The sequence below is a fragment of the Flavobacterium sp. NRK F10 genome (genome assembly GCF_024054235.1).
GTDB classification, from domain to species: domain Bacteria; phylum Bacteroidota; class Bacteroidia; order Flavobacteriales; family Flavobacteriaceae; genus Flavobacterium; species Flavobacterium sediminis.
Genome location: NZ_JAMXLC010000001.1, coordinates 2,592,595 through 2,605,865 on the forward strand (window position 1 = coordinate 2,592,595; position 13,271 = coordinate 2,605,865).

Genomic DNA, 13,271 nt, shown 5'->3' on the forward strand with positions numbered 1-13,271 from the left:
ATTCTATGACTAAATCTCCGTTTTTGTCAAATCGAGCTATTGATACATCATTTTTATAGATATACAGGTAGTAACCTCCCGAAGCTTTACGTAAAATACTGTTCGTTTCTTTTCCGTTGCGATAAAAAATATAGCCTTTTTCATCATTTTTAATTTCATACTTTTCACCGTTATACATATAATAAGAAGAGTGATCTACATCTACATATTCTGTTTGACCGTCAACAGCTACTTTAGTGGTTGTGGCTACATTTACAGGAACACTCTCTTTCATGGGAATGTTTTTTCCTTTTTGTTCCGATATCTCTAATTCTACAGGCTGAGTTTCTTTTATCTCTGTAACCTTTTCAATCTTTCGTTCACCTTTGGAATCTTTGATTGTAGTGATTGTAGTCTCAGTTTCTTTTAAAACATTCGTGTTTTGAGCAAATAGCGTAAAACCGCTCAAAAATAATACGGATAGCATCATTGTCTTTTTCATAATCATTTCTTTTTAAATTTTTATAAGTCAAAGTTAATTAGCACCTTGTAGAAATGCGTTATGAAATTCACAGGAAGTATTATATAATTTACATTTCAGATTAAAAAGCAAGAAATATTGGTTCAAATATTTATATTTGCACACTTAAAAAAAACAAATAGTTAACCCAAATAGTTAACGGCAAAAATAGAATTATGAAAGCAGGAATTGTAGGCTTACCGAATGTAGGAAAATCAACTTTATTTAACTGTTTGTCAAATGCTAAGGCGCAGAGTGCAAACTTTCCGTTTTGTACAATTGAACCTAATATCGGGGTAGTAAATGTGCCGGATCCGCGTATTGCCCGTTTGGAAGAACTCGTTAAACCGGAACGTGTTCAGATGGCTACAGTAGATATTGTGGATATTGCCGGCTTAGTAAAAGGAGCTAGTAAAGGCGAAGGTTTAGGGAATCAGTTTTTGGGAAATATCCGCGAGTGTAATGCTATTATTCACGTGTTACGTTGTTTTGATAACGATAATATTGTTCATGTTGATGGAAATGTAAATCCTATTAGAGATAAGGAAACTATCGATATTGAGTTGCAATTAAAGGATTTAGAAACGGTTGAAAAACGTTTAGAGAAAGCGAATAAAGCGGCTAAAGTAGGAAATAAAGAGGCTCTTGTAGAACAGGCATTGTTAAACAGGATTAAAGAAACCTTATTACAGTCTAAATCGGCTCGTACCGTAGTTCCGGAAGGAGCTGATGAAGAAGCGCTATTCGAAAATTTCCAATTAATTACAGCAAAACCTGTTTTGTATGTTTGTAATGTAGACGAAGCATCTGCGGTTAGCGGAAATAAATATGTAGAACAAGTTCGTGAATTAGTAAAAGATGAAAATGCAGAAGTAATTGTACTTTCTGTTGGAGCCGAAGCTGATATTAATGAATTAGAAAGCTATGAAGAACGTCAAATGTTCTTGCAAGACTTAGGCTTAACAGAGCCTGGTTCGGCAGTTTTAATTCGTGCAGCTTATAAGTTGTTAAATCTTCAAACCTATTTTACTGCAGGTGTTAAAGAAGTTCGTGCCTGGACTATTAAAGTCGGGGATACAGCGCCGAAAGCTGCCGGAGTAATCCATACCGATTTTGAAAAAGGATTTATCAGAGCTGAAGTAATCGCTTTTGAAGATTTTTCAAACTATGGATCGGAAGCTAAAGTAAAAGAAGCCGGAAAACTTCGAGTAGAAGGTAAGGAGTATATCGTAAAAGATGGTGATGTAATGCATTTTAGATTTAATGTATAATACTTTTGCATAGCAAAGAAATATAGAAAACCACAAAATATTTTTGTGGTTTTTTTGTTTATATAAAGTTTTGAAATACCTAAGATGATTAAAATTTTTAAAAAAGCGATAAGGCTTACAACTTTTCTGTTACTGTTTTTAGTACTATACTTAATATCTGTAGTAGCAGTCTCCTATATTCCGGTAAACGATGAAATAGTGTTGAAAATGTCAGGCAATAAAGTGCCGGTTTACATTTTGTCAAACGGTGTTCATACGGATATTGTAGTTCCCGTTAAAAATGAAATTTTCGATTGGTCTCAAAAAGTAAAATTTGAAGATGTGAGAGCTAAAAACAGACAGTATGAGTATGTAGCATTTGGTTGGGGTGATAAAGGCTTTTATTTAGACACACCTACTTGGGCTGATCTAAAAACGAGTACGGCTCTTAAAGCTGCTTCGGGCTTCAATACTACAGCAATGCATGTTACTTTTTATGAAGGGATAAAGGAAGGTAAAGATTGTGTAAAATTATGGCTTTCAGCAGGTAATTACTCAAAACTGGTTCGTTTTATACAAAATTCATTTCAGGCTGAGAAAGATACATATTCTAAGATCCGGACCAATGCTGTTTATGGTATTCATGATGTTTTTTACAAGGCAAAAGGGAGGTATAGTTTGTTTTATACTTGTAATACCTGGGTAAATCAGGCTTTAAAAGCAGCGGATCAAAAAGCGGCATTGTGGACCATTTTTGATTTCGGTATTTTTCATCATTATAACTAAAAGTGCACTTTTAGGAGAATTTGACCGTGTTAAAAGAGAGGGATTTAAACTTCAAATTGTCAATAACTTCTACAGTAGTGACTTTTATTTTTTAGGCAGAAATGGTATATTGCACAAAATCCGAAGTCTGTCTATGCAAGAGCAAAATCAATACACCGAAGACAATATACGGTCGCTCGACTGGAAAGAGCATATCCGTATGCGTCCCGGAATGTACATTGGAAAATTAGGTGACGGTTCCACACCCGATGACGGTATTTATATCTTAGTAAAAGAAGTTATCGATAATTGTATCGATGAATTTGCTATGGGTGCCGGTAAAACCATTGAAGTGACCATAAAAGAAAAACTGGTAACTGTCCGTGATTACGGTCGTGGTATTCCGTTAGGAAAAGTGGTTGATGTGGTTTCTAAAATGAATACCGGAGGAAAATACGATTCCAAAGCCTTCAAAAAATCGATAGGTCTGAATGGGGTTGGTACCAAAGCGGTAAATGCACTTTCAACCTATTTTCGTGTAGAATCCGTACGTGATAACCAGCAAAAAGTAGCAGAGTTCTCTGCAGGAAATCTAACAACGGAAGAGGACATAACGGAAACGACTAAACGTCGGGGTACCAAAGTATCTTTTATTGCTGATGATACGATCTTTAAGAATTATAAGTATCGCAATGAGTACGTTGAAAAGATGCTTCGCAATTATACCTATCTGAACCGTGGATTAACACTATACTACAATGGTGAGAAATTCTATTCGGAATTCGGGTTAAAAGATCTATTACAAGACAATATTGTTGAAGAAGATACTGTATATCCGGTAATACATCTGGAAGGTGATGATATCGAAATTGCCTTGACACACAGCAGAACACAGTATTCTGAAGAATACTATTCATTCGTTAACGGACAAAATACAACGCAGGGAGGTACACATTTAGGAGCCTTTAGAGAAGGAGTAGTACGAACTTTAAAAGAATTCTATAATAAGAATTTTGAAGCATCAGATATCCGTAAATCAATTGTAGCGGCAATTGCCGTTAAAGTTGAAGAACCGGTTTTTGAATCGCAAACCAAAACTAAATTAGGTTCTACCGAAATGGGACCTAAAGGACCTACCGTTCGTACGTTTGTCAATGATTTTATTAAGAACAAGCTGGATAATTTCCTGCATAAAAATCCGGAAGTAGCTGATGCTTTATTGAAAAAGATCCTTCAGGCAGAACGCGAACGCAAAGAGCTTTCCGGAATCCGTAAACTGGCACGTGAACGGGCTAAAAAGGCAAGCTTACACAATAAAAAGTTGCGCGATTGTCGTGTGCATTTAACAGATGTTAAAAACCCCAGATATTTAGAAAGTACGTTGTTCATTACTGAGGGAGATTCGGCTTCGGGATCTATTACAAAAAGTCGCGATGTAAATACACAGGCGGTTTTCTCTTTACGAGGAAAACCCTTGAACTCGTACGGAATGAGTAAAAAGATCGTGTATGAGAATGAAGAGTTTAACCTGCTACAAGCCGCTTTAGATATTGAGGAAGATTATGAAAATTTACGGTACAACAACATTGTAATTGCAACCGATGCCGATGTGGACGGAATGCACATCCGTTTGTTGTTGATTACGTTCTTTTTACAGTTTTTCCCGGAATTGATTAAAGAAGGGCATTTGTATATTTTACAAACCCCATTGTTCCGTGTGCGTAACAAAAAAGAAACGATCTATTGTTACAGCGATGAAGAACGGATAACAGCTATTGAAAAATTAAAACCGAAACCGGAAATCACCCGATTTAAAGGTTTGGGGGAAATTTCACCCGATGAGTTCAAACACTTTATCGGTCAGGATATCCGATTAGATCCGGTAATGCTGGACAAAGCCATGTCGATTGAAAAACTTTTAGAATTTTACATGGGGAAAAATACACCGGACCGACAAGAGTTTATCATTCACAACTTGAAGGTAGAATTAGATACAGCAGAAGAATTGATGAAATAATGACAGTTAACGAGTAACTGACAACTGAAATATGAGCGAAGAGAACCAACATATAAACCCGGATGATAATCCGAATTTTGAACCTGAAAATCAGGAACAAGTCGAAAATTCCGATTCGATTACCAAAGTAACCGGAATGTACAAAGACTGGTTTTTAGATTATGCTTCTTATGTGATTTTAGAACGTGCTGTTCCGGCTATTGAAGACGGATTTAAACCCGTTCAGCGTCGTATTATGCACTCCATGAAAGAATTGGATGACGGACGTTATAACAAAGTAGCAAACATCATCGGGCATACCATGCAATATCACCCGCACGGTGATGCCAGTATTGGTGATGCTATGGTAAATATCGGTCAAAAAGATTTATTGATCGACTGTCAGGGAAACTGGGGGAATATCCTAACCGGCGACGGAGCGGCAGCACCGCGTTATATTGAAGCACGTTTAAGCAAATTTGCGTTAGACGTTTTGTTTTCTCCTAAAGTAACGGAATGGCAGTTGAGCTATGACGGACGTAAGAACGAACCGATACATCTTCCGGTTAAGTTCCCGTTATTGTTGGCACAAGGAGGTGAAGGTATTGCGGTAGGTTTGTCAACAAAAGTATTACCGCATAATTTTAATGAACTGATTGACGCTTCGATCAAAATATTAAAAGGAAAACCTTTTACATTATATCCCGATTTTCCGACAGCTGGTATTGCCGATATATCGAATTATAATGAGGGAATGCGAGGCGGACGTGTTCGGGTACGTGCCAAGATTTCACAGTTTGACAAATCAACATTGGTAATTACCCAGATCCCTTTTGCAACAGATACGACAAAATTGATAGATAGTATACTGAAAGCGAATGATAAAGGGAAAATTAAGATCAAAAAAATTGAAGACAATACAGCTGCTGAAGTTGAAATTTTAGTACATCTTCCGGCAGGTGTTTCTCCCGATAAAACGATCGATGCTTTATATGCTTTTACGGATTGTGAATCCTCGATAGCACCTTTAGGTTGTGTGATCGAGAGTTGTAATAAGCCTTTGTTCATTGGTGTTTCCGATATGTTGAAAATTTCAACGAACCGTACAGTCGAAATTTTAAAACGAGAGTTGGAAATTCAATTGGATGAATTAGAGAACAAATGGCATTTTGCAAATTTGGAAAAAATATTCATTCGTGAAGAAATGTATATCGATTTCAAATTATATAGTGACAAAGAATCATTGTATAACTATTTGTACAAACGTTTTGAGCCGTTCAAAAAGCAATTGATCCGGGAGATTGTAGATGATGATTTACAGAAATTAACACAGATCCCGATGATTCGTATCACGCGATTTGATTCGGATAAAGCCGATGATGCTATTGCAAAATTGGAAGCGGAAATAGAACAGGTAAAACACGATCTGGAACATCTGATCGATTTTGCCATTGCTTACTTTGCCAAGTTAAAAGAGAAATACGGAAAGGGCAGAGAGCGACAAACTGAACTGAGAAGTTTTGATACTATTGAAGCAACAAAAGTAGTGTTGCGCAATACAAAATTATACGTAAACCGGGAAGAAGGTTTTATAGGAACCAGCTTGAAAAAAGATGAATACGTTTTCGATTGTTCCGATATAGATGATGTTATTGTCTTTTTACGCGACGGTAAAATGATGGTAACCAAAGTAGATGATAAAAAGTTCATAGGAAAAGATATTATACACATAGCTGTTTTTGATAAGAACGATAAGAGAACCATCTACAATATGATCTATCGCGATGGCAAAAGTGGTAGTTCTTTCATAAAGCGCTTTAATGTGTCCGGTGTTACGCGTGATAGGGAATACGACTTAACACAGGGGAAAGCAGGAAGTCAAACCTTATATTTTTCCGCTAATCCTAACGGTGAGGCAGAGGTGGTAACCATTTTGTTACGTCAGGTAGGAAGTGTGAAAAAACTGAAATGGGATATTGATTTTGCAGATATCCTTATTAAAGGAAGAAGTTCTAAAGGAAATACGGTTGCAAAATATCCGATTAAGCGAATTGAATTAAAAGAAAGAGGAATCTCAACACTTCGTCCGCGTAAAATCTGGTTTGACGATACTGTACAACGTTTAAATGTAGACGGAAGAGGAGAATTATTAGGCGAATTTAAGCCGAATGATCGCTTACTGGTCATTACACAATCAGGTAAAGTAAAAACAATTATTCCTGAATTGACTACACATTTTGACGAGAATATGATCGTGTTGGAAAAATGGAAACCTCATAAACCTGTTTCAGCTATTTATTATGACGGGGAAAAAGAGCGTTACTACGTAAAACGTTTTCTGGTAGAAAATGAAAACAAAGAAGAAACCTTTATTACTGAACACGAAAAGTCCCAGTTAGAGATTGTTTCGACAGATTGGCGTCCGATGGCTGAAATAATTTTTTCAAAAGTAAAAGGTATACAAAAGGAACCTATTACTGTAGATTTGGAACAGTTTATTGCTGTAAAAGGAATAAAAGCCTTAGGAAATCAGTTAACAACAGACAAAGTAAGGCAGATTAATTTATTAGATCCGTTACCTTTTGAAGAACCGGAGGAACCTAAACCGGAAGAGTTAGAGGTGAAAAATGAAGAGAATATTTCTGAGGAAATAAAAACGGATTTAGAAGACGATGGACAAATAACCTTGAGTTTAGATGAATAACAAAAAGAAAAACCCGAATTACTTCGGGTTTTTTTTTGTTAAAGATAAGTTTACAAATTGTGTTTACGATAACCTTTTCGTAATGTTTTAGTTTCTATTTTGTAAGAATAAGGAAATGTTGATTTAATCTCTGAGATTTAGTTTTGCGACAATTAATCAAACTACAAAAGCCTTATGAAAACCAACACAAAATTATTGTCGATCTTAGCATTAGCGGGGATTATGGCATCATGTAACAACGATGATGATTCATCTGCTACAACAGAACCTAACTTACAACCGGTTTTAGCCAGTCATTCAGAAACACCGGTGTTCTTAACCAAAAAAACAGGATTTGAAAACCTTCAGATCTACTCTTTATTAAGTTCAGAAGATCAATTAGTAGATTCACCTAACTTCGTTTATGGTTCAATGGCTGACGGAGCGGGTTTGCTTAAGAATGATGACGGGACTTTTACCTTAATCAACAATATTGAAGCTGATTATTCTATTTCAAGAATTTCATTAGACAAAACTTTTAAACCTGTAAAAGGAGAATACATATTGAATGCAGCAGCTACAGCTAATACAGCAATGTGTTCAGGAACTTTAATTACTCCGGAAGAACATGGTTTCGGACCATTATATCTATCAGGTGGAGAATGGGGTGGTTCTTCTAAAAACGTTTTTGCAACGGATCCGTTCAGAAATGCTGAAGATGCTGAATTAGGTACTGTTTTACCGGCTTTAGGTCAATGGGATACTGAAAATGCAGTACCACTGGGAAAAGATGCTTTTACGGATAAAACAGTAGTGATTATCGGAGACGATAAGGCAGATAATAACACACCGAAAGGACAGTTAGCAATGTATGTAGGGAACCGAGGTGATTTGGCTGGAGGAAACTTATATGGATTAAAAGTGACTACAGCAGGTGTTACTTACGAAATGGATATGCAGGAAGGTCAGTCGTATGACGTAGAATTCGTAGAATATACAGAGAGAACTTATAACGAATTAGAGAATGAATCAGCAGCTTTAGGAATCATGGGATTCTCAAGAGTAGAAGACATTGATTACAGAAAAGGTTCAGGTGCAAATAACAGAGAGTTTTACTTTGCCGTTACCGGTCGTAAAAGTAGTGGCTTAGTGGGTAAAGGAACTTCTTACGGGCGTATCTATAAAGTAGTATTGGATGCTAACAGTCCGTTGGCAGGTACGATTACTTGTGTGTTAGACGGAGATAATGCTACAGGTGCTGCAAAACAATTCCACAGTCCTGATAATTTATGTGTAACGGATAATTATGTGTACATCCAGGAAGATCCGAACGGTTATTTTGATACAGCAGATAAAACTCACTTTGCACAATTGTACCAATATAATATTCAAACAGGAGCTTTAAAAGTTGTTTTAGAATGTGATCAGAATACTGCTGAAGCTGCAGGTTATGGTTCTGCTTCAAGTGTTTGGGAGTTAACAGGGATGATCGACATTTCTGATACTGTAGGAATTGAAGGGACATTCTTGATCATTACACAAAACCACGGTTGGACAGATCCTGCCTTTACAGATGTGAATGCAAATCCTAACTCAACTTCAAGTGAGGGTAGTATTTTGCATATAATCAAAGGATTAGAAAGATAAAAATGAAAAAAAGGTTAATTATTTCCTTTTCCTTAAAGGCTATATGTTTATATAGCCTTTTCCCATCTTTTGTGAGTTGTACAGATCGAAAGGAGTTTGAACCGCAAGAGGAAAAGGTTGTGTTGGAACAATTTTACAAGCAGCAGCTAGAAAATACTTTTGAAGAGTTAGATTCAATAGTATTGACACAAGATATAGCTGAAAAAAAAGAACATTTCTGGAAAGCAAGAAAAGCTTTTAAAACAATTGAACCGATTTTAGCTTTTCTGGATTTTGAGAATTACAATTATCTCAATCAGGCCAATTTGCTAAAGATTGACGAAGAAGATGCGACAGATATAAAAATTAAAAACCCGGTTGGCTTTCAGGTAATAGAGGAATCATTATATGGTGATAACCCCGATGAAAAAGCTTTGAAAGAACTAATTTATAAAACCAGTCAAAGGGTAAAATTTTTGCGAAAAAATCATTCCCTGCAATTTGTCAAGCCGCATCAGGTATTATGGATGATTCGGGATGGATTTTTACGGGCTTCTCTTTTAGGTGTTACAGCATTTGATGTGCCTGAAAGTACTCAAACTTTACAGGAAGTAAGTTGGGTATACGACGGAGTTTTAAAGATCATTACAGTTTATACCTCCGAATTTAATCAAAAAGAATTGGTACAAAATTGGCAAAGCCAAATTGAGGGGACACAAAAAAAATTAGCAACGTCTCAATTTGATACTTTTAATTTCTATCAGTATTATAAGGATGACGTACATGTAAAGTTAAAGTTGTGGCAAAAAACGGTTCAGGACTGGAAAGTGACTTTCCCGTTTCAGCAGGCAATAGCGTATGATGCAGATAATTTGTTTACAAACACAACGTTTAATGTCGGCTATTTTATGGATAAGCCTGATTTTAAGTTAAAACAAGAAGAAGTCACCTTAGGAAAAATGCTCTTTGAAGATCCGACACTTTCCGGTAATGGTCAGTTAAGTTGTGCAAGTTGCCATAAACAAGAACTCTTTTTAACGGATGGTTTAGCAAAATCACCGGGGACAAACAGAAATTCTCCGACACTTTTTTATGCGGCTTTACAAAAAGGCTTCTTTCACGACAAGCGCACCGGAAGTTTACAAGGACAAATTATAGATGTAGTGGAGAATCCGAATGAGTTTCATACGAATTTAAATACGGTAGAAACAAAGGTAAAGGAGCATAAAACGTATCAGGAAAAATTTCAACAGGTATTTAGCGAAGAGGTGTCAAATGTTCTGATCCGTGAAGCAATAGCATCTTATATCGCTTCATTGAGTCCTTTTAGTTCAAAATTTGATCAAAGTATGCAATCAGAAGAAGTTGTTCTTACTCCGCAAGAAATAAACGGTTTTAATGTTTTTATGGGAAAAGGAAAATGTGCAACCTGCCATTTTGCACCGTTGTTTAACGGAACTGTTCCTATGGCTTATAAAGAATCAGAACTGGAATTACTAGGAGTGCCTAAAACAAAAGATACGATACATCCGGTTTTAGATGATGATAAAGGAAGATACAACTTGTTTAAAACTGAACAGCGAAAATATTTTTTTAAAACACCTACGGTACGCAACAGCGCTCAAACAGCACCTTATATGCACAATGGTGTTTATACGAATTTAGAAGAAGTAATTGATTTTTATAATAAAGGAGGCGGACAAGGGTTAGGTTTTGATCTGGAATACCAGACTTTGCCTTTTGATAATTTGCAGTTAACTTCTCAGGAAAAAGAAAATTTAGTAATGTTTTTACATACTTTAACCGACGGGTTAAAGTAAACGTTTTGTTGTTGTTATTTTTTTTAAACCCGCAAGGTACACTTAGTGATCTTGTGGGTTTTTCTTTTATTAGATATAAGCTTATATTAATTGATTATGCTTTTCTTAATTTAGCCGATTTACAGTTCCCCGTTGCTTTTTAGTATCACCTATAAAAGCATACTCAAAAATATAACCGTTTTCATTAGTGGTCACTATTTTCATGTGTATTGCTTTTTTCTCAGCTCTGTTTTTAGGGTGTAATTTTTGCAGGACAAATTCACAATCATTGATCCATCTGACAGCAGAGGTATCTGTTTTACCTCTGAACGTTTCTATTTGCAAAGAATCGTTACGAACAAAGACGGAAGTTTCGGTCTTACCGTCAATTTCCTGTGAAAATTCAAATTTACCGGTCTTAAAGTCAGTACAATTGCGCTTCTGATTGTAACAAGAAGCCATAATAAAAGGTATAAGTAGTAGAAGTTTTTTCATTTTTAAGATAAGGTTCTCAGGCTATTTTAAGTTCTTTAATTCATCATCAGTGAAATGCTTTATCCTTTTTTCTTCTGAAAATTTTTCAGCATTGTAATCTTTTGATCTGTTTTTCGGAATGGATAAGCTATTCCACTCTGTTTCTTTAAGCAATTTAGCACAAAACACGATTTGTCCCACGTGGTAAGGGTAATGAGCTAGTTGTCTGTTTATTGCATCAACAACAGTATGTCCCTGATTGCGGATGTAAACAATTTTACTCAGATCATCCGGTTTTAAACTTTTAAGGGTGTCTAAAAAAACGTTCCAGCCTTTATTCCAGAGAGCCATTACTGCTTCTTTAGAATTAATATCATTTTCAAACTCAGCATCCCGGTTACGCCATTCTTTCTCCCCGTCGCTTGTAAGAAAATCTGTCCAACGGGAAAGCATATTACCGGCTAAATGTTTTATAATTAATGCTATAGAATTACTATTGTCGTTATACGATACAAATAATTGTTCTTCAGAAATTTGTTCCATGGCTTTTTCGGCAAGTGCCTTGTAATACAACATTTGCTTATAAACACTTTCGGTATAATTCTTAGGATCTATCGCCATCAAATAAGCTTTTAATCAGGGTATTAATGCCTTTGAAAATCAAAAAAATTGAAAATCCGCAAATAATAATTCCTAATCCTAAAACGTAAGGATACAAAGGATTCTCTTTGTTTTTAAAAGCACTGTTAATTACCACAGGTCCGATGAAGAGTAAGGGTAAAGACAGTGCTAAGACTCTAATACCTTTTAATAGTATTTTTTTATTTGTAGCCATTAAAAATTAATATGGAAACCAATTCCGTTCTGATTGGTAATTAATTTAACATCAAAATTATAGCCTAAGGTTTTTTCTTTTTCAGGTAAAGCAGCATTATAAGTATTGATACTTTCTTCAATACGTTTTTTGTTTCCTGATAAAATAGGAATAGATATACCTGCAACGACCACACCTGCTACAGTCAGAGCTTTAGGGTAACTTCTGTTGTCCGTAGTTAATCCCATTACAGCATCAGCAACACACAATCCTAAACCGGAAGCTAATAATATACCTCCTATTGATTGTCTTGTTTTAGCTTTATTATAAAGTTTTAAAGCGTCTTCATTCGCAGCTAATATTTTTTTGATCTCATGTTTATATACCAAACTGTCATTGACAAAAAATTTATTGTCCTCGTATTTGATTTCTTGAGCAAAAGCTAATCCTGTAAAAAGGAAACAAAGGGCAAATAAGAAAGTTTTCATATTGATATAGGGTTTATTAAATTATTTTAAAGATTGATAATGGTTGATCGCATTGCGAACGTTACCGTGTTTTTCTAACAACGTCTGTGCTTTTTCATAAGTAATGTTTAGTTCCTCTATAAGCATTTTAATACCTCTGTCGACTAATTTAGTATTGCTCAGTTGCATGTCTACCATTTTATTGCCCTTAACACGACCTAGTTGTATCATAACGGTTGTAGAGATCATGTTCAGGACTAGTTTCTGAGCTGTTCCGGCTTTCATACGGCTGCTTCCCGTAACAAATTCAGGACCTACTACTATTTCGACAGGGAATTTAGCAACTTGAGCTAAAGGACTACCTTGATTACAAGTGATACATCCTGTTGTAATGTGATTTGCATTGCATTTTTCCAGTCCACCGATCACATAAGGAGTAGTTCCGGAAGCTGCAATTCCAATGACAACATCATTTTCATTTATTTTACAGGCTCGTAAGTCCTCCCAGGCTTGTTCGGTATCGTCTTCGGCAAATTCAACAGCACGTCTTATAGCGGTATCTCCTCCGGCAATTAAACCGATAACCTGATCAAAGGGAACGCCAAATGTAGGCGGACATTCAGAAGCATCTACAATTCCCAGACGCCCGGAAGTACCGGCTCCGATGTAAAATAAACGCCCTCCTTTTCTCATCTGTTCAGTTATAGCTGTCACTAAGCTTTCTATCTGAGGAATGGCTTTTTCAACAGCAAACGGTACGGTTTTATCCTCATTGTTGATATTTGTCAATACATCAGCAACCGACATTTTTTCCAAATGGTTGTATTTTGAAGTTTGTTCGGTAGTTTTGGTAAAACTCATAAGTCAGCTCGGTTTGGTAGCTAATTTACAAAGAAAT

At 36.0% G+C, this 13,271-nt stretch carries 12 protein-coding genes; 6 read left to right on the forward strand and 6 right to left on the reverse strand.

Going from position 1 to position 13,271, the window contains the following annotated elements; genetic code table 11:
- The coding region (locus tag NHF50_RS11735; RefSeq protein WP_252776600.1) for a hypothetical protein at window positions 1–481 on the reverse strand (481 nt) is incomplete at its 3' end.
- A 194-nt stretch (window positions 482–675) separates the two neighbouring features.
- Between NHF50_RS11735 and ychF the strand changes: the two genes are divergently transcribed.
- From ychF to NHF50_RS11765, 6 genes are all read left to right on the forward strand, one after another.
- The gene (gene ychF, locus NHF50_RS11740) at window positions 676–1,770 is read left to right on the forward strand and encodes a redox-regulated ATPase YchF (protein ID WP_109569843.1); all 1,095 of its coding nucleotides are present in this window, start codon (window positions 676–678) and stop codon (window positions 1,768–1,770) included.
- A gap of 84 nt (window positions 1,771–1,854) precedes the next feature.
- The gene (locus tag NHF50_RS11745) at window positions 1,855–2,535 is read left to right on the forward strand and encodes a TIGR02117 family protein (RefSeq protein WP_252776602.1); all 681 of its coding nucleotides are present in this window, start codon (window positions 1,855–1,857) and stop codon (window positions 2,533–2,535) included.
- A 133-nt stretch (window positions 2,536–2,668) separates the two neighbouring features.
- On the forward strand, window positions 2,669–4,531 hold the full coding sequence (locus tag NHF50_RS11750; protein WP_109570674.1) for a DNA topoisomerase IV subunit B: 1,863 nt from the start codon (window positions 2,669–2,671) through the stop codon (window positions 4,529–4,531).
- Between the two features lie 31 nt (window positions 4,532–4,562).
- Complete coding sequence (locus tag NHF50_RS11755; protein ID WP_109569845.1) at window positions 4,563–7,214, forward strand: DNA gyrase/topoisomerase IV subunit A; 2,652 nt, start codon at window positions 4,563–4,565, stop codon at window positions 7,212–7,214.
- A 174-nt stretch (window positions 7,215–7,388) separates the two neighbouring features.
- Window positions 7,389–8,840: an alkaline phosphatase PhoX gene (locus tag NHF50_RS11760; protein WP_109569846.1), complete on the forward strand. Its 1,452-nt coding sequence runs from the start codon at window positions 7,389–7,391 to the stop codon at window positions 8,838–8,840.
- A gap of 2 nt (window positions 8,841–8,842) precedes the next feature.
- Window positions 8,843–10,639, forward strand: a complete 1,797-nt coding sequence (locus tag NHF50_RS11765; protein WP_252776603.1) for a cytochrome-c peroxidase — start codon at window positions 8,843–8,845, stop codon at window positions 10,637–10,639.
- A 105-nt stretch (window positions 10,640–10,744) separates the two neighbouring features.
- Here the strand turns inward: NHF50_RS11765 and NHF50_RS11770 are convergent, their stop codons facing one another.
- Genes NHF50_RS11770 through murQ form a run of 5 tightly spaced genes read right to left on the reverse strand, consistent with a single transcriptional unit; the run spans window position 10,745 to window position 13,234 of the window.
- A complete protein-coding gene (locus NHF50_RS11770) occupies window positions 10,745–11,113 on the reverse strand; it encodes a DNA topoisomerase IV (RefSeq protein ID WP_109569848.1) in 369 nt (122 codons plus the stop codon).
- Between the two features lie 21 nt (window positions 11,114–11,134).
- Window positions 11,135–11,713: a DUF1572 family protein gene (locus tag NHF50_RS11775; RefSeq protein ID WP_109569849.1), complete on the reverse strand. Its 579-nt coding sequence runs from the start codon at window positions 11,711–11,713 to the stop codon at window positions 11,135–11,137.
- Entirely contained in the window at window positions 11,697–11,927 is a 231-nt protein-coding gene (locus NHF50_RS11780; protein ID WP_109569850.1) for a DUF6095 family protein, read from the reverse strand. Before NHF50_RS11780 ends, NHF50_RS11775 begins: the two co-directional genes overlap by 17 nt.
- The gene (locus tag NHF50_RS11785; protein ID WP_109569851.1) at window positions 11,927–12,394 is read right to left on the reverse strand and encodes a hypothetical protein; all 468 of its coding nucleotides are present in this window, start codon (window positions 12,392–12,394) and stop codon (window positions 11,927–11,929) included. The genes NHF50_RS11780 and NHF50_RS11785 overlap by 1 nt, the downstream gene beginning before the upstream one ends.
- A gap of 21 nt (window positions 12,395–12,415) precedes the next feature.
- A complete protein-coding gene (murQ, locus tag NHF50_RS11790; RefSeq protein WP_252776604.1) occupies window positions 12,416–13,234 on the reverse strand; it encodes an N-acetylmuramic acid 6-phosphate etherase in 819 nt (272 codons plus the stop codon).
- Between the last annotated feature and the right edge of the window lie 37 nt (window positions 13,235–13,271).

Coding starts and splice junctions, on each gene's coding strand:
- ychF (WP_109569843.1), top strand. CDS start 676: ATGAAAGCAGGAATTGTAGGCTTACCGAATGTAGGAAAATCAACTTTA.
- NHF50_RS11785 (WP_109569851.1), bottom strand. CDS start 12,394: ATGAAAACTTTCTTATTTGCCCTTTGTTTCCTTTTTACAGGATTAGCT.
- murQ (WP_252776604.1), bottom strand. CDS start 13,234: ATGAGTTTTACCAAAACTACCGAACAAACTTCAAAATACAACCATTTG.
- NHF50_RS11780 (WP_109569850.1), bottom strand. CDS start 11,927: ATGGCTACAAATAAAAAAATACTATTAAAAGGTATTAGAGTCTTAGCA.
- NHF50_RS11770 (WP_109569848.1), bottom strand. CDS start 11,113: ATGAAAAAACTTCTACTACTTATACCTTTTATTATGGCTTCTTGTTAC.
- NHF50_RS11765 (WP_252776603.1), top strand. CDS start 8,843: ATGAAAAAAAGGTTAATTATTTCCTTTTCCTTAAAGGCTATATGTTTA.
- NHF50_RS11755 (WP_109569845.1), top strand. CDS start 4,563: ATGAGCGAAGAGAACCAACATATAAACCCGGATGATAATCCGAATTTT.
- NHF50_RS11775 (WP_109569849.1), bottom strand. CDS start 11,713: ATGGCGATAGATCCTAAGAATTATACCGAAAGTGTTTATAAGCAAATG.
- NHF50_RS11750 (WP_109570674.1), top strand. CDS start 2,669: ATGCAAGAGCAAAATCAATACACCGAAGACAATATACGGTCGCTCGAC.
- NHF50_RS11745 (WP_252776602.1), top strand. CDS start 1,855: ATGATTAAAATTTTTAAAAAAGCGATAAGGCTTACAACTTTTCTGTTA.
- NHF50_RS11760 (WP_109569846.1), top strand. CDS start 7,389: ATGAAAACCAACACAAAATTATTGTCGATCTTAGCATTAGCGGGGATT.